Raw genomic sequence first — 21,598 nt, forward strand, 5'->3', positions numbered from 1 at the left:
TTAAGAACATCGGCGATGCTGAAAACACCTTCTCCTCCTGTGGGCGTCTCCGAGACGCGCGTCCGCTCCGGGACGCTCGATCAGCCGCCGCTGCGCATCGCCTTCCTCTCCTACCGGTCCGATCCCCGCGTTGGCGGCCAGGGCGTCTATCTCAGCCAGGCCGCCGCGGCCCTCGCCCGCCGGGGCCACCAGGTCGATATCCTGTCGGGCCCGCCCTACCCCGACGTGCCCGAAGGCGTGCGCCTGATCACCCTGCCGTCGCTGGACCTCTACAATCAGCCGCACAACGGCCACCGCGCCCTGCGCTGGAAACACCTGCTGAGCTGGACCGACACCGCCGAATATTTTGGCCACTGGGCCGGCAAGTTCATGGAACCCTGGACCTTCGGACGCCGCGCGGCGAAGTACCTGCGCGCCCACCGCCGCGACTATGACGTGGTGCTGGACAACCAGTCCCTCAGCTCCGGCCTGCTGGCCATCGAGCGCGCCGGCCTGCCCGTGGTCGGCGTCATTCACCACCCGATCCGCCGCGACCTGGAACTGGCGCTGGCCGCCGAGCCCCAGTGGGGCATGCGCCTGCTGACCCGCCAGTGGTATTCGTTCCTGAAGATGCAGGAGAAGGTCGCCCCGCGCCTGGCCGAAGTGATCCTCGTCTCCGAGGCGGCCGCCACCGATGTCACCGCCTGCCTCAAGGTCGACCGCCGGGCCATGAGCGTGATCCACCTGGGCATCGACCAGGACACCTTCAAACCCCAGCCCGACATCCGCCGCCGCGACAATCGCCTGCTCACCACCGCCAGCGCCGACGTGCCGCTGAAGGGTCTGAAGCACCTGATCGAGGCCTATTCCAGCCTGCTGGAGCGCTATCCGCGTCTCGAACTCGTGGTCATTGGCAAGCTGCGCGAGGGCCCCACCGCCGAGCTGCTGGACGACCTCAACCTGCTGGACCGGGTGAGCTTCATCCACGATCTCAGCAATGACGAGATGGCCGAGCAATATGCCCGGGCCACCATCTGCGTGACCCCGTCCCTCTACGAAGGCTTCGGCCTGCCCGCCGCCGAGGCCATGAGCTGCGGCGCCCCCGTGGTGGTCACCGATGGCGGCTCCCTGCCCGAGGTCGTCGGCGACGCCGGCGTCGTCGTGCCCAAGGGCGACAGCGCCGCCCTGGCCCGCGCCATCGCCGCCCTGCTGGACGATCCGGCCCGCCGCGCCGACCTGGGCGCCGCCGCCCGCCATCGCGCCCGCAAGGCCTTCTCCTGGGACCGCGCCGCCGAAACCTATGAAGCGGTCCTGCGCCGCGCCATCGCCCGCAAATGCTGACCGTCCGGCTGGAGACCCTGGGCCTCAAGGCCGGCGACTGGGTGCTGGACCTGGGCTGCGGCGAGGGCCGCCACGTCCACGGCGTCCACATGATCCCCGGCGTCAATGTCGTGGGCCTGGATCTCGACATCCCCAGCCTGGTGAAGGCCCGCGAGGGCCTTGACCACCTGCCGCCCGTGACCGACGGCGCCGCCACGGGGTTCCTGTCCGGCGACGCCTACCGCCTGCCCTTCGCCGACAACGCCTTCGACGTGGTGATCTGCTCCGAAGTGCTGGAGCATCTGCACGAATACGACCGGGCGCTCGCCGAAATCCGCCGCGTGCTGAAGCCCGGCGGCCGCTTCGTCCCCACCGTGCCCCGCGCCTGGCCCGAGCGCATCTGCTGGGCCCTGGCGCCCGGCAAGGACGGCTATGCCGACCAGCCCGGCGGCCACGTCCGAATCTTCCATGAGCCGGACCTGCGCAAGTCCATCAGCGACCTCGGCTTCTCCTATCGCGGCAAGCACTATGCCCACGCCCTGCACAGCCCCTACTGGTGGCTGAAGTGCGCCTTCTGGGACCGCCGTGACGACCATCCGCTGGTGAAGCTCTACCACCGCTTCCTGGTCTGGGACCTGATGGACCGTCCCGCCCTCACCCGCGTGCTGGAGGCCATCGCCAATCCCTTGGCCGGCAAGAGCGTGGCGCTCTATTTCCGTAAAGGCCTCGCATGAGCCTGGCCTTCGACCGCGTCGGCGGCCCCCTCGCGCCCTTCACCGGGGCCCTGGACGTCATCCTGGCGCAGCAGACGCAGAACGGCGCCATCCCCTGGTTCGACAAGGGCCCCTGGGACCCTTGGAACCACGCCGAATGCCTGATGGCGCTCGGCGCCATGGGCGAGTTCGAGGCGGCCGATCGCGGCTTTGAATACCTCGCCTGGTCTCAGGAAGCCTCGGGCGCCTGGCTCGGCGAATACGGCAACACCCTGCCCATGGCCGATCGCCTGCACATGGCCCGCACCCCGGCCGCCGCCTTCCGAGACTCCAACTTCGCGGCCTATCCCGCCGTGGCCCTGTGGCACCGCTACCGGCTCGACAACGACCTGACCTTCGCCCGCCGCTACTGGCCGATGGTGAAGTCAGCCATCGACTTCGTCCTGACCCTGCAGCACCCGGAGGGCGATATCTCCTGGAGCCAGGAAGCCTTCGGGACCGGCGCCGACGACGCGGTCCTGGCCGGCAACGCCTCGATCTTCAAGAGCCTCGACTGCGGCCTTAAGCTGGCCGACCTGCTGGGCGAACCCCAGCCCGCCTGGCGCCTGGCCAAGGACCGGCTCAGCTGCGCCATCCGCAACGCCCCACACCGCTTCGACCGGCTGCAGGACCGCTCCGACTTCGCCATGGACTGGTACTATCCGGCCCTGGCCGGGGTGCTGTCGCCGGGCGCGTCCTTCGCCCGCCTGGAGGCCCGCGCCCCGCGCTTCGCCGTCCTGGGCCGCGGCTGCCGCTGCGTGGCCAGCGAGCCCTGGGTGACGGTGGCGGAGTCCTGCGAACTGGCCATGGCCCTGCTCAGCCTCGGCGCCCGGGCCGCCGCCTGCGCCCTGCTCGACAGTCAGCTCAATCACCGCGACGGCGACGGCGCCTTCTGGATGGGCTGGCAGTTCGCAGAACAGATCGTCTGGCCCCGCGAACGCCCCACCTGGACCCAGGCCGCCGCCATCCTGGCCTTCGACGCACGGCTTGGGGCGTCAGCGGCGTCGGACGTGTTGATCTCGCGCACCTAAGTCGAGCGAGTTGGCCAACCATGCGGACGCTTCCGGTTGATGTCTTGGCGGGCGACTTGGTGATCGGCGCAGCCAATCTCACGCCTGTTGATCCGTCGATGGGTGTCGTCGGCGCAGTCTTCCAACCCAACAGCGCTTACATTCCATCGCGCCACTCCAGATCGATGGAAGATACCGCTCCTCCCACCGAATTGAGCGTGCGCGAGACGAATGGGCGGCTTCTCCGTTGCGCGGGTGTTGACCTGATCGATCTATCGAGTGAGGTCGGCGACGAAGGCCGGGAGCTACATGTCCTTGGGCTTGAAGACTACGGACGCTACTTTGACGAGAGACAACTGTAGCCTTCGGGCAGCCTGCCTAGCTCCGTCGAGCCTAGTTCAAACCCGCCGCAAAACCCGCAAACTCTTCACCGCCGCCACCTCTTCGAACAGGTCCGACGCCAGGGCCCGCTGGTAGATCTCGAAGGGCGGCCGGCCACCGTCCGCCGGATCGGGAAACACGTCGTGGATCGCCAGGGTCCCGCCCGCCATCAGGTGCGGGGTCCAGTGCCGCCAGTCGCCGAGCGCGTGCTCCATGGTGTGGCCGCCGTCGATGAACAGGAAGCTCAGCGGGGTCGCCCAGGCCTTGGCGATCAGGGCCGAGCGGCCCACCACCGGGAACACCACATCCTCCAGCCCCGCGCGGCGCAAGGTCGTGCGCAGGAAGGGCAGGGTGTCCATGGCGTTCGCCGCGTCATCCCACAGCTCGGCGTCGTGATACTCCCAACCCGGCTGGTTCTCCTCCGAGCCCCGATGGTGATCGACCGAGAACAGCACCCCGCCCGCCGCCTGGCAGGCGCTCCCCAGATAGACCGCCGACTTGCCGCAATAGGCGCCGATCTCCAGGCACGGCCCACGCGGCGCGCAGGCCAGGGCCGCCTCGTAGAGGGCCGCGCCCTCGGCCGGATCCATGAAGCCTTTGACGCTGTCGATATCGATCGGGAGTTTCATGGCCGCTCTCCTAGCAGAGGCGGGGCGGCTGGCGTAACAATCGACACAGGTTTTCGAAGGTCCCCCATGCGCCCCATCCTGCTGACCGCCCTCCTCGCCTTCCCCCTGCTCACCGCCGCCGCCAAGCCGCAGCCCGAGCTGGTCCAGATCGCCAAGGGGGTCCAGCAGTCGCGTCTCCACGCCACGGTGGCCAAGCTGGTCAGCTTCGGCACCCGCCACACCCTGTCGGACCGCACCTCCGAGACCCGCGGCATCGGGGCCGCCGAGCGCTGGACCGCCGCGGAGTTCGAGGCGATCTCGAAAGAATGCGGCGGCTGCCTGACGGTGGCCGTCCCCAAGCAGACCTTCACCGGCCGCCGTGTGCCCAACCCCACCGAGATCGGCGCCATCCTCGCCATCCAGAAAGGGACCACCGATCCGGATCGGGTGATCGTCATCTCCGGCCATATTGACAGCCGGGTCTCCGATGTCATGGACGCGACCTCCGACGCCCCCGGCGCCAATGACGACGGCTCCGGCGTGGCCGCCGTCATCGAGGCCGCCCGCGTGCTCTCCAAGCACAAGTTCCCCGCCACCCTGGTCTTCGCGGTGCTGGAGGGGGAGGAACAGGGCCTCTACGGCGGCAAGGTGCTGGCCGCCTACGCCAAGGCGCAGGGCTGGCGGGTCGAGGCCGACCTGAACAACGACATCATCGGCAACACCCGCGGCGCCAGCGGCGTCCACAACGATCGCCAGGTCCGCGTCTTCTCCGAGGGCACCAAGGCGGTGGAGACCCAGGAACAGGCCAACAGCCGCCGCTATAACGGCGGTGAGGTGGACTCGCCGTCGCGCAACCTGGCCCGCTTCGCCGACGGCCTGGCCGACACCTATCTGAAGACCCTCGACGTGGTGATGGTCTACCGCACGGACCGCTATGGCCGTGGCGGCGACCAGGTGGAGATGCTCAACGCCGGCATCCCCGCCATCCGCGTCACCGAGGCCGCCGAGCACTATGACCGCCAGCACCAGGACCTGCGCACCGAGAACGGCCGGGTCTATGGCGACACCATAGAGGGCGTGGACTTCCCCTACCTGGCCAAGGTCACCCGGCTGAACGTGATCATGATGGCGGCGCTGGCCAACGCGCCGGCCCCGCCCGAGGGCGTGAAGATCGAGGGCGCGGTCTCCCCTGACACCAAGCTATCCTGGACCGCCAGCCCCGGCGCGGCGCGCTACCGGGTCCACTGGCGCGAGACCACGGCCCCGCGCTGGCAGCACGCCAAGGACACCACGGCCACGGCGGAAACCCTGAAGAATGTCGTCATCGACGACTGGTTCTTCGGGGTCTCGGCGATCTCCGCCGACGGCTACGAGAGCCCGGTGGTGTTCCCCGGCGCCGCCGGATCCTTCAGCGTCACCAAGTAGGACCGCTCTACGGCGCGTAGCTCGACCGCGCCTTAACGCCCCAGTGGCCGTCTTCGCGCGTGATCACATAGATCGAATCGAACCCGCCGATCACGCCGCCGTCCTTGCGATAGCGGGTGAAGCGGGTGTCGATGTGCACCTTGTCCGCGCCCGCGTGGATCACCTCGCGCCGTTCCCAGGCCGAGTGATCCCACTCCGCCAGGGCGCCCTTGTCGAACATGCCCGGCTTGTGGTCGCCCGCCTGCAGGATCACCAGGGTCCCTGAGGCCAGCCTCACGCTCGGGAAGTTGAAGGTGGCGTCCCAGCGCGCCACGTCGCGGGCGTTGAACCCGGCCATGAACTCGTCCAGCACGCCCTGGGCGGCGGCGATCTCGGCGGTGAAGTCAGCCATCGTCTTCTCCCTCTTTGCTGCTAGCATCGCCCTGAAATCCAGGGAGGCAAGCATGAACCGGTTGATCCTCGCCGGCGCCGCGGCGCTCGTCGCCACGGGCGCACTCACCACCACGGCGGTCGTGGCCAAGGAGAAGTCCAAGACCACCTTCTTCATCACCAGCGTGGGCCCCGGCAAGGGCGGCGACCTGGGGGGCCTGAAGGGCGCCGACGCCTGGTGCCAGAAGCTGGCGACGCAGGCCGGGATCGGCGACCATGCCTGGCGCGCCTACCTCTCGGCCACCGACGCCAAGGGCAAGGCGATCCACGCCCGCGACCGCATCGGCAAGGGCCCGTGGTTCAACGCCAAGGGCGTGCAGATCGCCTCCAGCCTGGATGACCTGCACAGCGAAGGGGCGCTCACAAGCAAGGCCAATTCCCTTGATGAGAAGGGAAACCCCGTCAAGGGCCGCGGCGACAGCCCCAACCAGCATGACATCATGACCGGCTCGCTGGCCGACGGCCGCCTGGCCCCGCCGGTGGCCTCGCCCCTGCCCGCCAACGCGCCCGCCGGAACCCCGGCCCCGGTCGCCCCGCCGAACCTGACCTGCAACAACTGGACGTCCTCGGGCGAGAGCCGGACCATGGTCGGCCACCACGACCGCATCGGCGGCGGCCAGAACCCCACCTCCTGGAACTCCGCCCACCAGACCCGCAGCTGTTCGCAGCCCGACCTGGTGTCGACGGGCGGCGCGGGCCTCTTCTACTGCTTCGCGGCTAAGTAGGCGGCAGGCTCGCGAGGAACGCCTTCAGATCGGCCGCCGAGCGGTCCGGGATCTGCTCCATCGGCACGTGGCCGACGCCAGGATAGGTGATGAGCTTGGCGCCCGGGATGGCGCTGGCCAACCCACGTCCGGCGGCCACGTCGATCACCGTGTCGGCCTCGCCGTGCATCACCAGGGTCGGGGTCTTGATGGTGGCGAAGACCGACCGGTCGACCCTCCGCTGCGGGCCGTCGCGGCCCGACGTCAGGATCGCCCGGTGACCCGGCGCGAGCGCCAGCTCCACGTAACGGTCGACCACGGCCGGCGTCACGACGGCCTCGTCCACATAGGCCGACTTCAGCCCCCGCGTGGCCAGCGGCCGAGGGTTGATGTTGCGCAGCAGGGCGCGGCCGGCCGGATTGCCCAGCAGCTTGAACACCACCGGCGGCTTCTCATTTCCCTTGTCCTCACGCGGCCAGCCGGCGGCGTCCACCAGCACCAGCCCGTTCAGCCGCTCGGGATGGGCCAGCGCATAGGCCCAGGACACCCCGCCCCCCATGGAGTTTCCGACGATCACGAACCGGTCGGCCTTCAGGCGCCGCGTCAGTTCGTCCACCACCGCCACATTGGTCGCCTGGGCCGCCACATAGCCCTCCGGCGCCCGCGTCAGTCCGTGGCCGGGCAGGTCCAGGCTGATGACCCGGTAGTCGGGCGCCAGTCGCGTCACCCACGGCTCCCAGGTGTGAAGCGAGGCCGCGAACCCATGCACCAGCACCACGGCCGGCCCATCGGCCCTGCCCTGGTCGCGGTAGTGGACGCGCAGCTCACCGGGCAGGTCCATGTAGTGCGAGGCTGGCCCGCCATACTTGGCCTCCAGCACCGGATAGGGGATGTCCTTGGCGGTCAGGGCGCATCCGGCCAGGGTCAGGCCTGCCGCGACCACCACCAGTATTCCGACAACCCACTTCATGCCTGCCTCCCCGTTTCGGGCAGCAGGCCAGATTGACCCCTGGTCAGGTCAACGCCCCTAGAGCGCGTCGGGGTTAAGTGGACGCCGGTTAACCCGTCCGACGCGCTCTATCTTTGGATTAGAGCCCTTTTTGAACGGGTCAGATGATTCCATCTGACCCTAAATGGCTCTAGCCGCACCTAACCTCTTTCACGATGCCGGTCTGGGCGTCGTAGTAGAAGTTCAGCCGCCGGGCGCTGTAGTCCATGGTCACCGGGCAGGTGGTGCAGGCCACCCGCTGCAGGGCCGGCAGCACCGGGATCGGAATCTCGCTGCGCGGACGCCCGACATACTTCTGCGCCTCGGCCGCCCCGCACTGGTCGGCGGGCGGCGGCGGGGGCGGCGGCGGACGATAGGACGGCGGCGGCGGAGACGGGGCTGGCGCGTCGCTGGCGCAGGCGCTCATCAGCAGCAGCGCGGCCGCGCCCGCCAGGATCTTGATCTTCATGCCTGTTTCTCCCAACCGCGAGCCTGCTGCTTCCAGTACGACGCCGGCAGGCCCTTGGCCTTCACCGACTTCCATTGGCGGCGCGCCGTAGCCAGGGCCTCCTCGTCGCCGCCGTCGAACAAGACCACGCACCGGGTATAGTCGCCAAGCTCGCCCGGTTCGGCGCCGTCCACGAGGAACAGGGCGTCGGCCGCGTTCAGGTTCTCGTCGCTGGTGGTGAGCAGGATCGGCTGCCGCGCCGCGCCCGGCTCATCGGCGGGCGCATGGGGCAGGAAGCTCTCGTCGCGATAGGCCCACAGCCAGCCGTCCAGATGCTCCACCCGCTCGCTCCTGGTGGCCCGCACGATCGCCTTCCAGCCTCGCGCCAGGGTCTTTTCCAGCAGCTCGGGCAGGGCCTGGTCCAGGCTCGTGCGCTCCAGGTGATAGAACCAGACCTCGCAGGGATCAGCCATGGTCGCCCCGCACCAGGTTCACCAGGGCGCTCGCCACCTCGTCGGCATGGGTCATCATGGCCAGATGATGCCGCGCCAGCCGCAGGGTGGGAATACCCTGCTCGCGGGCGACCCGCGCCTCGTCCTCATAGGCCTTGGAGAGCCGCAGATAGGCCCAGCCGACGCCGTCTGGCAGGTCCAGGTCCGGCGCGGTCTCTTCCAGATAGGCCAGCGGCGTCGGGGTCAGTTCGGAAACGAAGCGCTCCCGCGTCTCGCCCTCCGGCAGGGTCGCCGCCAGGGCGCCGGGCGGGAACCACTGGTCCCAGGCCGGAACCTCCCCGTCCGTCACCTTGGCCCGCAGCGAGTCGCCAAGCACCGGAGAGGCGGTCTCGAACCAGGTCCGTCCCGGATGCGGCAGGATGGCGTCCACGAAGATCACCTGGCTCACCCCGCCCTTCGCCGACGCAACCACGGAGGCCGCCAGCGACCCCGCGCCGGAGTGGACCACCAGCACGACGGGATGCATCTGGGCGATCTGCTCGGCCACCCTGGCCGCCAGGGCCGGATAGTAGGGCGGCTCGGCCGCGCCCCAGGCCGGCAGCCTCGGCGCCGCGGCCCAGATTCCCCGCGCCGCGAAATCCCCCACCACGGCCCGCCAGCAGCTCGCGCCCACCAGCGGGCTATGCAGCAGCGCGAACCGCACGGCGGGTGATCAGCCTTCGTACTTGTCCGCCACCATGCGGTTCAGCAGCCGCACGCCGAAGCCTGTCGCGCCGTCGGGGATGGTGGGGATCGTGGACGGCTTCTTCCAGGCGGTGCCGGCGATGTCCAGGTGGGCCCATGGCACGCCGTTGACGAAGCGCTGGATGAACATGGCCGCGGTGATGGAGCCGCCGGCCCGGCCGCCGGTGTTCTTCATGTCGGCGATCACCGAGTCGATGTTCTTGTCGTAGTGGGCGGGCAGCGGCATCCGCCACAGCGGCTCGGCCTCGCCCTCCGACGCCGCCATCAGGTTGGCGGCCAGTTCGTCATTGTTGCTGAACAGGCCCCCGACGTCGTCGCCGAGCGCGATGATGATCGCCCCGGTCAGGGTGGCCAGGTCGACCATGAACTTCGGCTTGAACCGCTGCTGGCAGTACCAGACGGCGTCGGCCAGCACGAGGCGGCCCTCGGCGTCGGTATTGATGATTTCGATGGTCTGGCCGGACATGGAGGTCACCACGTCGCCCGGTCGCTGGGCGTTGCCGTCCGGCATGTTCTCCACCAGGCCCAGGATGCCTACCGCGTTGACCTTGGCCTTGCGCGCGGCGAGCACGTGCATAAGCCCCGACACAGCGGCCGCGCCGCCCATGTCGGTCTTCATGTGCTCCATGTTGTCGGCGGGCTTGATGCTGATGCCGCCGGTGTCGAAGCAGACCCGCTTGCCGATGAAGGCGACGGGCTGGGCGTTCTTGTCGGCCGCGCCGTTCCACTTGAGGATGGCGAGCTGGCTCTCGCGCACGCTCCCCTGCCCGACCCCCAGCAGCGAGCCCATGCCGAGCTTGGCCATCTCGGCCTCGCCCAGGATCTCGACCTCCAGGCCCAGTTCCTCCAGCTGCTTCACCCGCTTGGCGAACTCGGCGGGGTAGAGGACGTTCGGCGGCTCGGAGACCAGGTCGCGGGCGAAGGCGATGGCGTCGGCCAGCGCCGCCAGGTCGGCGAAGGCCTGGATGGCGCCGTCCACGTCGGTGGTGACGATCTCGGCCCGGGTGAGCGAGGGCTTCTTCTCGGCGGCTTCCTTGGTGCGGTACTGGTCGAACCGATAGGCGGCCAGCCGCACGCCGAAGGCGGCCTTGGCCGCCTGGGCCGCATCACCCGCCAGTTGCACCCGCAGCGTGGTCAGACCCGAGGTCTTCAAGGTGCCATAGGCGCTCGCCGCGGCGTTCTCCGCGCCCAGGCCGTCGAAGCCGTCGGCCTTGCCAGCGCCCACCAGCAGCACCCGGGCGGCGGCGGAGCCGGCCGGCGCGATCAGGTCCAGGGTCTGGCCCTTGGCGCCGGTGAAACGGCCGCCCACCAGCGCGGCGGCGAAGGCGCCGCCCTGGGCGGTGGCGGCCTCGCCTTCGAACACCACGATCGCCAGGGCGCTCTTTTCACCAAGCGCGGCGTCGGGCGTGACGAACTGGATATCCATGGAATTCTCTCAACTTAGCGACCCGGCGCAGCGCGCGCCCTGAACCCATCCCAGCCTGACCGTTCGTGCGGCGGTTGTGTGGCGGGGCGACGCATGGTTTAGAGCAGCTTCCCGTTGCGGGCGCGGCAAATTTGTCGGCCCGCCCTATATTTCTTGCCGATGCGCCTGATCGATCGATACCTGCTCCGTCAGCTCTTGGGGCCGACCGTCATGGCGACGGCGGCGCTGACGGCGGTCGCCTTGCTGTCCACCAGCCTCTCGCAGCTCGACATCATCGTCAGCCAGCGCCAGAGCGCCCTGGTCTTCCTGCAGGTGACCCTGCTGGCCATGCCCCAGCTGATCAACATGGTCATGCCCATCGCCCTGCTGGTGGCCGCCCTGGTGGCGCTCAACCGCCTGCACGTGGAGCAGGAGATCGTCGTCTGCTTCGCCGGCGGCATGAGCCGCTGGCGGGTCATCGCCCCAGCCCTCCGGCTGGCCGCCGTCGTCACCCTCATCGCGCTCTTCATGAACCTCTGGGTCCAGCCGGCGGCCTCGCGGCAGATGCGCGAGACCCTGTTCCAGGTGCGCACCGACCTGGCCTCGACCCTGGTCCGCGAGGGCGAGTTCACCGAGCCGGCCCCCGGCCTGACGGTCTACGCCCAGTCGGTGGACAACGGCGGCCTGATCCACAACCTGTTCATCCACCAGACCAAGGACGACGGCGGGGCCACCACCTACACCGCCGACGAGGGCCGGGTGGTCAAGCGCGGCGACAAGCCGGTTCTGTTGATGCGCAAGGGGTCGAACCAGGAGTTCAGCCGCACCGGTGTGCTCAACTTCCTGTCCTTCGACGAGTACGTCTTTGACCTCTCCACCTTCCTGGCGAGTGACGAACTGATCCACTACAAGCCGTCGGACCGCTACCTGCACGAGCTGTTCTTCCCGGACCTGGAGCAGGCCTGGGAAAAGCAGAACCGCGACAAGATGCTGGCGGAGGGCAACGCCCGCCTGACCACGCCGCTGTACAACCTCACCTTCATGAGCTTCGCCCTCCTGGCCATCATTGGCGGCGGCTTCTCGCGCCTCGGTTACGGCCGGCGCATCGCGGTCATTGGCGGGGCGGCGGTCGCAGTCCGCATCCTGGGCTTCATCGTCCAGGCCGCCAGCGAGTCCGAGCCCTGGGTCAATGTCCTGCAGTACGTCGTGCCCCTGGGGGCCATGGGCCTGGCCCTGCGGGGCATCTTCAAGCAGCCGGTCAGCCGCTACATCGACATGCGCAAGCGCCCCGCCTCCATCGCCGGGCTGAAGACCGCATGATCGGGACGGGCCGCCTCGAACGCTACGTGCTGCTCCGCACCTTCACCGGCGTCGGCGCCGCGCTCGCCGTCATCTCGGCGGTGATCCTGCTGGTGCAGTTCGTCGACCTGTCGCGCTCGGTGGGGGTCCGCGCCGATGTCGGCGTGGCCCAGCTCTTCGGCCTCACCCTGCTCAAGGCGCCGGCCCTCATCCTGCTGCTGCTGCCTTTCGTCTTCCTGGCCGGCGGCATCAGCGCCTATGTCGGTCTCAACCGCTCCAGCGAACTTGTCGCCATGCGGGCCGCGGGGATTTCGGCCTGGCGCTTCGTCCTGCCCTCGGCGGCGGCGGCCTTCGTCGTCGGCGTCTTCGCCGTCACCGCCTTCAACCCCCTGGCCTCGGCCCTCAGCGCCCGCTTCGAGGCCGACCGCGCGGGCCTGATGGAAAACTACCTGACCGACGCGCCCAAGGAGGTCTGGCTGCGCCAGGGCGACGACCGCAACCAGATCGTCATCCACGCCAAGGCGCGCGAGGCGGTGGCGGGAAGGGTCTTGCTCAAGGGGGTCTCCCTCTTCGTCTACCAGAAGAACAAGGACGGCCTGCCCGAGTTCAAGCGCCGGCTGGAGGCCGCCGAGGCCGAGCTGCTGCCGGGCTTCTGGAAACTCACCGATGTGCGTGAGGCCACGGCGGGCGAGAGCTCGGTGCGGTCCGACTCGCTGTCGATCCGCTCCACGCTGGATTCCGAATCGGCCATGGAGCGGTTCGCCTCCCCCGACGCCATCGCCTTCTGGCGGCTTCCCGCCGCTATCAACCAGACCGAGCAGGCCGGCTTCTCCGCCGATGGCTATCGGCTGCGCTTCCAGCAGCTCCTGGCCACGCCCCTGCTCTTCGCCGCCATGTCGGTGCTGGCCGCCGCCTTTTCCCTCAGGCTGGCCCGCCTGGGCGGGCTTGGCGGCCTGGCCGGGGCCGGAGTGGCCATCGGTTTCATCTTCTTTTTCTTCAACGAATTCTCCGGCGCCCTGGCCGATGCGGAGATCATTCCGCTCTACGCCGCCGCCTGGGCGCCGCCCGTGGTCGCCCTGCTGTCCGGGCTGACCTTGCTCTGCTACACCGAAGACGGTTGAATCGTTGGCGTTCCCCGCTATCCATCCGCCAACAGTCGCCCGGAGGGGGTTTCCTAGCTTCATGAGTCGCGGTCGCCGTCCCGTCTCCGTTAAGCGCGGCCTGTTGGCCAGTGTGGCGGTCATCATTGTGTCGATGGCGGCGCAGGCCCATGCCCAGTCGCCGGCCAAGCCGTCGGCCGATGGGCTCGAGGCGGGTCAGCTCTATATGGAGGCCGACCTCGTCATCCGTGACGACAAGAACAAGATCACCACCGCCCGCGGCCAGGCCGAGGTCCGCTACGAGGGCCGCACCCTGCGCGCCGACGAGCTGGTCTATGACGAGACCCGCGGCGTCGTCACCGCCAAGGGCCAGGTCCAGATCATCAACGAGGACGGCAGCGTCGAATACGCCGACGAGCTGACCCTCGATGATCAGATGAAGGCCGGCGTCGCCACGGGCTTCGCCGCGCGCATGGCGCCCGGCATCAAGATCGCCGCCGCCTCGGCGGTCAAGCGTAGCGACCGCGTCAATGAACTCAACCGCGCCATCTACACGCCCTGTGAGATCTGCGCGCCGGACGGCTCACCCAAGACGCCTACCTGGTCGATCAAGGCCGACAAGGTGGTCCAGGACCGCGACCGGCAACTGGTCTACTACCGCAACGCCGTGATCCGGGTGTTCGGCGCCCCGGTGCTGTACCTGCCGCTGTTCTGGCACCCCGATCCCCAGGCGGTCCGCAAGTCCGGCTTCCTGCCGCCGAAGCTTGGCATCTCCAACCGTCGGGGCCTCAGCTACGAGCAGCCCTATCTCCAGGTTCTCTCGCCGTCTTCAGATATCACGCTAAGCCCCCAGATTAACACGAAAGTTAATCCGTTCCTGAACGGGCACTACCGCAAACGGTTCTACTCTGGCTCCGTGGACGCCCGGTTCGGCTACACCTACGACACCGACTTCGACGGCAAGGGCGACGGCTTCGGCGACAACACCAGCCGCAGCTACATCCTGGCCGCGGGCCAGTTCGCCATCAACGAGAAGTGGGACTGGGGCTTCACCGCCGAGCGGACCTCCGACGACCTGCTGTTCGACAAGTACGAGGTCAGCGACGTCTACGCCACGCGCGGCCCCTACCTGGCCGACGATCGCCGCCTGATCTCCCAGGTCTACGCGACCCGCCAGGACCAGCGCTCCTACTTCTCGGCCGCGGCCCTGTCCTTCCAGGGTCTGCGCCCCGAAGACAATGAGCGCACCTTCCCCATCGTCGGCCCGCTGATCGAGGCGCGTTGGGAGCCGGAGGCCAATATCGCCGGGGGCCGCCTGCGCCTGCTGGGCTCGGCCGTGGCCCTCACCCGCGACCAGTCTCCTGTCGGGGCTCCGCCCCTGCGCCTGGCGGGTCTCGACAGCCGCCGGGTCACCGGCGAGGCCGACTGGCGCGCCACCTACACCGCCCCCGCCGGGGTCAGGATCTCGCCCTTCCTGAACATCCGCGGCGACGCCTACAGCCTCGATGACCTCAACGGGGTCGCAGACACCTCCAAGACCCTGTCTCGCGGCCTCCTGGTGGCTGGCGCCGACATCTCCTGGCCCTTCGTGCGCCGGTTCTCGGAGTCCACCGTGATCCTGGAGCCCATCGTTCAGGTCGCGGCTTCCCCCGACGCCAAGCAGGTGGTTGTGGCGACCTCGGCCACGGGCGCGCCGGTCTATTTGAACGAAGACTCCATCGCCTTCCAGTTCGACGAGACCAACCTCTTCCGGGCCAACAAATTCCCAGGCTACGACCTCTATGAGGACGGCCTGCGCGTGAACGCCGGCGGTCGGGCCTCGGTATTCTGGGACGATGGACGCCGCGCCAGCCTGCTGGTGGGCCGCAGCTTCCGCAACGAGAGCAACGACGTCTTCTCGCCCCAGAGCGGCCTGCGCCAGACCCGGTCCGACTGGATCGTCTCCGCCGACGCCCAACCGATCAAGGGTCTCTCATTCTTCGCCCGTACGCGGTTGGATTCAGAAGACTTTTCGGTCCAGCGCGCAGAGGCGGGCGCCAACCTCTCCACGAAGCGCGCCAATGGCTATTTCCGTTATCTGCGTGACCGCGCCGACATCAACGGGACCAAGGTGGAGAACCTGGACCTGGGCGGCGATCTCTACCTCACAGAGCATTGGGGCGTCACCGCCTATGGCAACCGCGACCTGGTCCAGGACGCCTGGGTGATCCGCGACCTCGGCATCACCTATCGCGACGACTGCACCCGCGTGGACATCATTTATCGGCGCGAAGACACTGTAATCGGAAGACTAGGTCCGACGGAGTCTCTCGCCATACGCCTCACCCTCGCCACATTGGGCGGACCGTTGTATGCGAACTGAAAATCGCCACCGAATTGGCCCTTCGCATCGACCTGCCCAGGGCCATCGCCTCCAAGGAAACCTTCCACCCATGATGCGTGCGCGTAATGTCACGGGCCGTTCGGCGCGCGGCGCCGCCCTGGCGATCGCCCTGGCCACCACGGCCCTGCCGCAGGTCCTCTGGGCCCAGGACGCCGCACCTGTGGAGGCGCCTGCCGCCCCGGTGGCGCCGGCCGGGATCAACGAGTCCGTGGCCGCGGTCGTCAACGACGACATCATCTCGACCTACGATCTGGCTCAGCGCATGCGCCTGCTGATCGCCACCTCCGGCGTGCAGCCGACCCAGCAGAACCTGCCCCAGTTCCAGCGCGAGGCCCTGGTGGGCCTGGTGGACGAGCGCCTGCAGCTGCAGGAACTGCGCCGGGTCGAGCGCGACCAGAAGATGGAGATCATCGCCACCGACGACGAGGTCACCGAGGAACTGGCCGAGATGGCCAAGGGCAACAACATGTCCCTGGAGCAGTTCCTGGGCAATCTGAAGGTCCAGGGCATCGGCGAGGAGACCCTGCGCCAGGAGGTCCGCTCCAACACCAGCTGGCAGCGCTGGATTCGCGGCCGCTACGGCTCGCGCCTTCGCATCGGCGACGATCAGGTCAAGGCCGTGCAGCAGCGTCTGGCCGCCGCGGCCTCCAAGCCCCAGTACCAGATCAGCGAGGTCTTCATCGACGCCAACCGGGTCGGCGGCATGGACACCGCCCTGACAGGCGCCGGCCAGTTGATCACCCAGATGCAGCAGGGCGCGCCCTTCCCCGCCGTGGCCCGCCAGTTCTCCGCCGCCGCCACCGCCGCGGCGGGCGGCGACGCCGGCTGGATCACCGCCGGCGAGATGGCGCCCGAGATCGACGCCGCCCTGGAGCAGATGCGTCCCGGCCAGTTGTCGCGCCCGATCCAGGTCAAGGACGGCGTCTACATCATCTATCTCCGTGAGAAGCGCGCCGGCGCGGGCGGCATGATAGTCAACCTCAAGCAGGCCGCCGTCGGCCTGACCCAGACCGCCGACCAGGCCGCCGTCGACGCCGCCACCGCCAAGCTGATCGCCCTGCGCGCCACTGTCACCGGATGTGGGGACCTGGAGGCCAAGGCCGGCGGCGTTCCCGGGGTCGTCGCCGGCGATCTGGGCGAGGCCGAGATCAAGGACCTGGCGCCCGCCTTCCGCGACGCCGCCGAGAGCCTGGCCGCCGGTCAGATCTCCCAGCCGATCCGCACCAGCGCCGGCCTGCATCTGCTGGCCGTCTGCGCCAAGCGGGCCAGCGGCCAGGAGGGCCAGTCCAGGGAGCAGATCGAGAACCGTCTGTTCGGACAGCAACTGTCCATGATCGCGCGGCGTTACATGCGTGACCTCCGGAACTCGGCGACAATCGAGACCAAGTGAAGACTGGACCACTCGCGCTCACCCTTGGTGACCCTGCCGGCATAGGCCCGGAGATCATCGTCAAGGCGTGGACGCAGCTACGGCAGACCGGGCCCGCCTTCCTTGTGGTCGGCGACAGCCAGTCCCTGGCTTCGGCTTCGGGCTCCGGCGCGACCATCGTGCGCAGCGTGATCTCGCCCGACGAGGCCGCCAAGGTCTTCCCCGACGCGATTCCCGTTCTCGACATCCCCCTGCGCGCGCCGGTGGTCTCCGGCCAGCCGACCTCGGCCGCCGCCAAGTCGGTGATCCAGTGGATCGAGACCGCCGTGGGCCTCGCCCTCTCCGGCCAGGTCTCCGGCGTCGTCACCGCCCCGATCGCCAAGGCCCCGCTCTACGAGGCCGGCTTCGCCTTTCCGGGCCATACCGAGTTCCTCGGCGAGCTCACCCAGGCCACCCGCTTCGACGGCGCGCGCGGCCCCATCATGATGCTCGCGGTGCCGGGCCTGCGCACGACCCTGGTCACCGTCCACGAGCCAATCTCCCAGGTCGCCGCGGCCCTGAGCATCGAGAAGGTGGTCAATGCCGGCCTGGTGACCGCCCAGGCCCTGCGCCGGGACTTCGGCGTCGAGGTTCCCCGCCTGGCCGTCGCCGGCCTCAACCCGCACGCGGGTGAGAGCGGGACTATTGGGCGCGAGGAGCACGAGATCATCGCCCCGGCGATCCGCGCCCTGCGCGACCTCGGCGTCGACGCCACCGGCCCGGTCCCCGCCGACAGCCTGTTCCCCGAAGAGATGCGCGCCCGCTATGACGCCGCGCTCTGCATGTATCATGATCAGGCGCTTATCCCTGTGAAAATGCTCGACTTCTGGGGCGGCGTTAATGTGACGCTCGGCCTGCCCATCGTGCGGACCTCGCCCGACCACGGCACGGCTTTCGACATCGCCGGACGGGGTCTGGCCCGTGCAGACAGCCTGGTCGCCGCCATCCGCATGGCCGACGAGATCGCCACCCGCCGCGCCGCCTAGATGGACCTCGACCACCTTCCGCCCCTGCGCGACGTCCTCGACGCCCATGGTCTCATGGCCAAGAAGAGCTTCGGCCAGCACTTCCTGTTTGATCTCAACATCACCCGCAAGATCGCCCGCCTCGCCGGCGTCGGTGAGGGCGACCACGTCATCGAGGTGGGCCCCGGCCCTGGCGGCCTGACGCGGGCTCTGCTGGAGACGGGCGCCCAGGTGACCGCGGTCGAGAAAGACCCCCGCTTCCTGCCCCTGCTGGCCGAGCTCGGCGAGGCGGCCAACGGCGCGCTCACCGTCCATCTGGACGACGCCCTGACCGCCGACGAGACCGCGCTGGCCGCCGGACGCCCCACCGCCATCGTCTCCAACCTGCCCTACAATGTCGGCACGCCGTTGCTCATCAAGTGGCTGACGGGTCCGTTCACCCCCACCTCCCTGACACTGATGTTCCAGAAGGAAGTGGCCGAGCGCATCGTCGCGGCGCCAGGCTCCGACGCCTATGGCCGCCTGGCCGTCATCGCCCAGGCGACGGCGGACGCAAGACTGGTGATGGAGGTTTCGCCCCGCGCCTTCACGCCGCCGCCCAAGGTGACCTCGGCCGTGGTCCACCTGGTTCCCCACGCCCAGCGCCTGGACCAGGCCCTGCTGGAGAGCTTGCAGACCCTCACCGCCGCAGCCTTCGGCCAGCGCCGCAAGATGCTGCGCTCGAGCCTCAAGCAGCTGGGGGGCGAGACGATCTGCGAGGCGGCCGGCATCGACCCGTCACGCCGGGCCGAGACCCTGGATGTGGAAGAATTCCTGAAGTTGGCCCGCGCCCGTTAGCGCGCCAGGTCCACGGCGTCGTTGGTGCAGGCGCTCTCACCCGGACCCTCGCGCAGCCGGCGCCAGTCCGGGCCCCGATCCATCCGCTGCGAGCAACGCGGCGCCTCGCCCTGCGACGAGAACTCAAGCCCGATGGACTGCCGCTCGCCGTGGCCGTAACCGCGCCCATGGCCACCATATCCATAGCCGCCATATTCGCCATAGCCGGCATAGGGCGAGTTGCGGCTCTTGCTCACCGCCACGGCCAGGGTCCCGGTCTCGCCGACCGGGATGACGCTCATGGCCGAGAAGCTGCGATAGCCCCCGCTTCCGACGCCGACGGTGACCTCGCCATGCACCTTGCGGGGCTCCTCGCCGGGCGTGATCCCGTCCACCCCGTCGTCCTGCAGGGTGGGCACGGGCGAGGCGCGGATGAACTGCTCGATCTGGGCCGCCGTCGCCGGATCGGCCGCCGGGACCGGGGTCGAGGACGCGGTCGCCACGGCCTCCTGCGCCTGGGCGGTCCCGGCCAGGGCCGCCAGCGTCACGCCGGCCATCCAAAGTCGCATGCGGGTCATCGGCGGAACTCCTTCGCCTCCCAGGCTCGCCCGCGATTGCGGCGCGCTGAGGGCGCGGGTGTTTCAGTCTAGCCGATGAGCGAAACCGCGCCATCCCAGGCCAGCTTGGCTCCCACCAGGACCAGCAGGCTGTAGATCACCTTGTAGAAGGCCTGCCCCGGCACCCGCCGCACCAGCCACACCCCGGCCCAGGTCGAGGCGATGGCCAGGGGCAGCAGGGCCGCGGCGGTCGACAGGCTCTGCGCCGTCACCTGCCCCAGCGCCAGATAGGCCGGGACCTTGATCCAGTTCACCACCGCGAAGAAGATGGCGCTGGTGCCGATGAACACGTCGCGGGGCAACTGCTTGGGCAGGACATAGATCTGGAACGGCGGCCCGCCGGCGTGGCTGATCTGGCTGGTGAACCCCGCCGCGATCCCCGCCAGCACGCCCCGCCACGGCACGCCCTCAGGCGCCGCCGCCCGCACGGGCGCGCCCCTGCGCTCCAGCCACAGCCGCTGCACGGCGAACAGCACCGAGATCACGCCCACCGCCAGCTCCACCGCGCCGGGCCTGACAAAGGCCGCCAGGGCGAACCCGGCGAAGATCCCCACCGCCGCGCTGGGCAGCATCAGCCGCAAGATCCCCCGGTCCCAGGTCTTCCGGAACGCCCACACGCTGACCACGTCCTGCACGATCAGGATCGGCAGGGTGATCGACGCCGCCAGCACCGGCGACACCGCCAGGGCCATCAGCGGCACCGCGATCACCCCGATGCCGGAAAACCCGCCCTTGGCCAGCCCCAGCAGGATAACCGCCGGCACGGCCAGGGCGTAGAACCACGGGTCGGTGATCAACGCCGGCGGCCCGTCACGTCGGAGCCGGTCATGATGTCGGTGTCGGGACCCCCGTCACGGATGGTCTTGTCGCGGTAGATCACCGCCCCGATCAGGTTGGGCGTCCGTCGGATGGCGGCGCAGAAGTCATCCCAGTGCTCGCTCGGAACCCACAGGCACGGGCTGCGCGGATCCTCGTCGATGGCCAGGTCCACCAGGTCGCGGATGGTCATGCCGCCAGCGCCGCTACTCGCGCCGCCAGGGCCACATTCACCGCCTCGTAGGCCGGGACGAAATCCCGCGCGATCTGCGCCTTGGAAAAGGTCAGCGCGATCAGCCCCGCCAGGTCCTCGCCATGCAGCACCCGCGTGCCGCCGGGCGCGGCCTCCAGGGTGAAGTGATGCCGCCCCCGGAACAGCAGCGGCACATGCCCGGCCCAGGCCAGGGCCTTGCCCGGCTCACAGGCCACAAGGGTCACCGTCTGGGAAATCGTCGCGCCGGGCTTGGCCGAGGCCAGGTTGCGGAACACCATGGGGATCTTCGCCCCCAACACCGCCTGCCCGTGGGCCTCCAGGTTCAGCGGGTTCCACGCCGGGTAGCTGGCGAAGTCGGCCAGCACCGCCCACACCGCCTGCGGCGTGGCCTCGATCACCGCCTGGGTCCTGATCTGGTGCATCCCTAAACCCCCTTGCCGCCCAGGCCATGCGCGCGCCGGCCCCACTGGTTGCACGCCTCCAGGAACTTGGTGACGGCGCCCGCCCCCCCGATCGCGGCCTTGGGCACCACCACCGGGTCGCCGCGGTCCAGGATCAGCACCACCTGCCCCGGCGCCTCGCGGATCATCGCCACCCTGGCCCAGCTCAGCAGGTCGCCGTCGCCGAGCCGCAGGCCCAGCGGCCCCACCTCCAGGGTCACCTCACGCCCGGCCGGACCGGGTCGCCCCAGCCACCAGGCCTGGGCCGCCAGACAGGCCAGCCAGAATCCCGCCCCGCCCAGCACCGCGCCCGTGATCCCCAGCACCGGTCCGTCGCCGAGCGCCCCGAACCCGGCCACCCCCAGCACCGCCGCCCCGGTCATCCCGGGCCAGAACCACAGCCGCCGCGACACCTCGCGCGCCGCCAGCCTGCGCCCCACCGCCACGTCCTCCGGCGTCAGCACATAGCGCATGGCCTCAGCGCTTCTTGCCCAGCTCGACGGCGATGTCCTTCACCATCATGCCGACCTTGCGATAGGCGCTGATGATCTGGTCATGGGTCACGCCCCAGCGCTTGGCCCAGTATTCCACCTGGTGCCGCTCCTTGGGATCCAGCCGCGGCGAATCCCGGAAATCCCGCTTGCCCTTGGGTTCGGCCATCTGGGCGCTCCTTATTCTGTTTCGGTCTGGAGTGTCACCGACTCCAGGCCGGGGCAACTCCCTTTCAAGACCAGCGCCTCCTCTCCCCTATTGAGGCAGGGGAATCGCATATGGCGTTGGAGTCGAAATCTTAGGTCGAAGCGGATTCTGCAGATGTCTCCTTGGTGTTTGGAGACGGGGTTGTGGGGACGTTTTCTGACTACTTTGGGGCCGTGTCAGACCCTCGTGCCGGTAA

25 protein-coding genes are annotated in these 21,598 nt (G+C 69.2%); 12 read left to right on the forward strand and 13 right to left on the reverse strand.

Going from position 1 to position 21,598, the window contains the following annotated elements; all coding sequences use genetic code 11:
- Positions 1 to 15: 15 nt before the first annotated feature.
- From Q8N10_RS11875 to Q8N10_RS11890, 4 genes are read left to right on the forward strand one after another with little or no spacing between them, the layout of a single operon-like run.
- Complete coding sequence (locus tag Q8N10_RS11875; RefSeq protein WP_304783380.1) at positions 16 to 1,320, forward strand: glycosyltransferase family 4 protein; 1,305 nt, start codon at positions 16 to 18, stop codon at positions 1,318 to 1,320.
- Entirely contained in the window at positions 1,314 to 2,033 is a 720-nt protein-coding gene (locus tag Q8N10_RS11880; RefSeq protein ID WP_304783383.1) for a class I SAM-dependent methyltransferase, read from the forward strand. The genes Q8N10_RS11875 and Q8N10_RS11880 overlap by 7 nt, the downstream gene beginning before the upstream one ends.
- Positions 2,030 to 3,082: a hypothetical protein gene (locus Q8N10_RS11885; RefSeq protein WP_304783386.1), complete on the forward strand. Its 1,053-nt coding sequence runs from the start codon at positions 2,030 to 2,032 to the stop codon at positions 3,080 to 3,082. Before Q8N10_RS11880 ends, Q8N10_RS11885 begins: the two co-directional genes overlap by 4 nt.
- Positions 3,083 to 3,102: 20 nt before the next feature.
- Positions 3,103 to 3,423, forward strand: a complete 321-nt coding sequence (locus Q8N10_RS11890) for a hypothetical protein (RefSeq protein WP_304783389.1) — start codon at positions 3,103 to 3,105, stop codon at positions 3,421 to 3,423.
- A 36-nt stretch (positions 3,424 to 3,459) separates the two neighbouring features.
- Here Q8N10_RS11890 and Q8N10_RS11895 read toward each other — a convergent pair whose 3' ends face one another.
- Entirely contained in the window at positions 3,460 to 4,071 is a 612-nt protein-coding gene (locus Q8N10_RS11895) for a class I SAM-dependent methyltransferase (RefSeq protein ID WP_304783391.1), read from the reverse strand.
- Positions 4,072 to 4,137: 66 nt separating this feature from the next.
- Between Q8N10_RS11895 and Q8N10_RS11900 the strand changes: the two genes are divergently transcribed.
- Complete coding sequence (locus tag Q8N10_RS11900; RefSeq protein WP_370690269.1) at positions 4,138 to 5,475, forward strand: M20/M25/M40 family metallo-hydrolase; 1,338 nt, start codon at positions 4,138 to 4,140, stop codon at positions 5,473 to 5,475.
- A 7-nt stretch (positions 5,476 to 5,482) separates the two neighbouring features.
- On the opposite strand, the gene Q8N10_RS11905 is transcribed toward Q8N10_RS11900, so the two are convergent.
- Positions 5,483 to 5,866 (reverse strand): hypothetical protein, encoded by a 384-nt coding sequence (locus Q8N10_RS11905; RefSeq protein ID WP_304783393.1) that lies wholly within the window; start codon positions 5,864 to 5,866, stop codon positions 5,483 to 5,485.
- Positions 5,867 to 5,918: 52 nt separating this feature from the next.
- Here Q8N10_RS11905 and Q8N10_RS11910 point away from each other — a divergent pair, with 52 nt between their 5' ends.
- Positions 5,919 to 6,629, forward strand: coding sequence for a hypothetical protein (locus Q8N10_RS11910; protein WP_304783396.1), 711 nt, complete (start codon positions 5,919 to 5,921; stop codon positions 6,627 to 6,629).
- Here Q8N10_RS11910 and Q8N10_RS11915 read toward each other — a convergent pair.
- From Q8N10_RS11915 to Q8N10_RS11935, 5 genes are all read right to left on the reverse strand, one after another.
- Complete coding sequence (locus Q8N10_RS11915; RefSeq protein ID WP_304783399.1) at positions 6,622 to 7,578, reverse strand: alpha/beta fold hydrolase; 957 nt, start codon at positions 7,576 to 7,578, stop codon at positions 6,622 to 6,624. The two genes, Q8N10_RS11910 and Q8N10_RS11915, sit on opposite strands and share 8 nt — an antisense overlap.
- Positions 7,579 to 7,747: 169 nt before the next feature.
- Positions 7,748 to 8,065, reverse strand: coding sequence for a peptidase inhibitor I78 (locus Q8N10_RS11920; RefSeq protein WP_304783402.1), 318 nt, complete (start codon positions 8,063 to 8,065; stop codon positions 7,748 to 7,750).
- Complete coding sequence (locus tag Q8N10_RS11925; RefSeq protein WP_304783404.1) at positions 8,062 to 8,517, reverse strand: DNA polymerase III subunit chi; 456 nt, start codon at positions 8,515 to 8,517, stop codon at positions 8,062 to 8,064. The genes Q8N10_RS11920 and Q8N10_RS11925 overlap by 4 nt, the downstream gene beginning before the upstream one ends.
- A complete protein-coding gene (locus Q8N10_RS11930; RefSeq protein ID WP_304783407.1) occupies positions 8,510 to 9,199 on the reverse strand; it encodes an alpha/beta fold hydrolase in 690 nt (229 codons plus the stop codon). Before Q8N10_RS11930 ends, Q8N10_RS11925 begins: the two co-directional genes overlap by 8 nt.
- A gap of 9 nt (positions 9,200 to 9,208) precedes the next feature.
- Positions 9,209 to 10,666 carry a leucyl aminopeptidase gene (locus Q8N10_RS11935; protein WP_305663926.1) on the reverse strand — a complete coding sequence of 486 codons (1,458 nt, stop codon included), beginning with the start codon at positions 10,664 to 10,666 and terminating at the stop codon, positions 9,209 to 9,211.
- Positions 10,667 to 10,825: 159 nt separating this feature from the next.
- On the opposite strand from Q8N10_RS11935, the gene lptF reads away from it, so the two are divergent.
- The 6 genes from lptF to rsmA all read left to right on the forward strand — a co-directional run bounded on the left by lptF (position 10,826) and on the right by rsmA (position 18,637).
- Complete coding sequence (gene lptF / locus Q8N10_RS11940; RefSeq protein WP_304783413.1) at positions 10,826 to 11,965, forward strand: LPS export ABC transporter permease LptF; 1,140 nt, start codon at positions 10,826 to 10,828, stop codon at positions 11,963 to 11,965.
- Positions 11,962 to 13,065 (forward strand): LptF/LptG family permease, encoded by a 1,104-nt coding sequence (locus tag Q8N10_RS11945; RefSeq protein ID WP_304783416.1) that lies wholly within the window; start codon positions 11,962 to 11,964, stop codon positions 13,063 to 13,065. Before lptF ends, Q8N10_RS11945 begins: the two co-directional genes overlap by 4 nt.
- 61 nt (positions 13,066 to 13,126) lie before the next feature.
- Positions 13,127 to 15,406, forward strand: coding sequence for an LPS-assembly protein LptD (locus tag Q8N10_RS11950; protein ID WP_304783419.1), 2,280 nt, complete (start codon positions 13,127 to 13,129; stop codon positions 15,404 to 15,406).
- Between the two features lie 70 nt (positions 15,407 to 15,476).
- Positions 15,477 to 16,817 carry a peptidylprolyl isomerase gene (locus Q8N10_RS11955; protein ID WP_304783422.1) on the forward strand — a complete coding sequence of 447 codons (1,341 nt, stop codon included), beginning with the start codon at positions 15,477 to 15,479 and terminating at the stop codon, positions 16,815 to 16,817.
- Entirely contained in the window at positions 16,814 to 17,821 is a 1,008-nt protein-coding gene (gene pdxA, locus Q8N10_RS11960; RefSeq protein WP_304783425.1) for a 4-hydroxythreonine-4-phosphate dehydrogenase PdxA, read from the forward strand. Before Q8N10_RS11955 ends, pdxA begins: the two co-directional genes overlap by 4 nt.
- Positions 17,822 to 18,637 carry a 16S rRNA (adenine(1518)-N(6)/adenine(1519)-N(6))-dimethyltransferase RsmA gene (gene rsmA / locus Q8N10_RS11965; RefSeq protein ID WP_304783428.1) on the forward strand — a complete coding sequence of 272 codons (816 nt, stop codon included), beginning with the start codon at positions 17,822 to 17,824 and terminating at the stop codon, positions 18,635 to 18,637. It begins immediately after the preceding gene.
- On the opposite strand, the gene Q8N10_RS11970 is transcribed toward rsmA, so the two are convergent.
- The 6 genes from Q8N10_RS11970 to Q8N10_RS11995 form a co-directional block, all read right to left on the reverse strand.
- Entirely contained in the window at positions 18,634 to 19,194 is a 561-nt protein-coding gene (locus Q8N10_RS11970; RefSeq protein WP_304783431.1) for a hypothetical protein, read from the reverse strand. The genes rsmA and Q8N10_RS11970 overlap by 4 nt on opposite strands.
- Positions 19,195 to 19,262: 68 nt before the next feature.
- Complete coding sequence (locus tag Q8N10_RS11975) at positions 19,263 to 20,030, reverse strand: sulfite exporter TauE/SafE family protein (RefSeq protein ID WP_304783435.1); 768 nt, start codon at positions 20,028 to 20,030, stop codon at positions 19,263 to 19,265.
- On the reverse strand, positions 20,027 to 20,242 hold the full coding sequence (locus Q8N10_RS11980; protein ID WP_304783438.1) for a hypothetical protein: 216 nt from the start codon (positions 20,240 to 20,242) through the stop codon (positions 20,027 to 20,029). The genes Q8N10_RS11975 and Q8N10_RS11980 overlap by 4 nt, the downstream gene beginning before the upstream one ends.
- A complete protein-coding gene (locus Q8N10_RS11985) occupies positions 20,239 to 20,685 on the reverse strand; it encodes an SRPBCC domain-containing protein (RefSeq protein ID WP_305663927.1) in 447 nt (148 codons plus the stop codon). Before Q8N10_RS11985 ends, Q8N10_RS11980 begins: the two co-directional genes overlap by 4 nt.
- Before the next feature lie 2 nt (positions 20,686 to 20,687).
- Complete coding sequence (locus Q8N10_RS11990) at positions 20,688 to 21,176, reverse strand: hypothetical protein (RefSeq protein WP_305338482.1); 489 nt, start codon at positions 21,174 to 21,176, stop codon at positions 20,688 to 20,690.
- 4 nt (positions 21,177 to 21,180) lie between these two features.
- The gene (locus Q8N10_RS11995; protein WP_304783446.1) at positions 21,181 to 21,363 is read right to left on the reverse strand and encodes a DUF3606 domain-containing protein; all 183 of its coding nucleotides are present in this window, start codon (positions 21,361 to 21,363) and stop codon (positions 21,181 to 21,183) included.
- Positions 21,364 to 21,598: the final 235 nt, after the last annotated feature.

The sequence above is a fragment of the Phenylobacterium sp. genome (assembly GCF_030693625.1).
Classification (GTDB): domain Bacteria; phylum Pseudomonadota; class Alphaproteobacteria; order Caulobacterales; family Caulobacteraceae; genus Phenylobacterium; species Phenylobacterium ferrooxidans.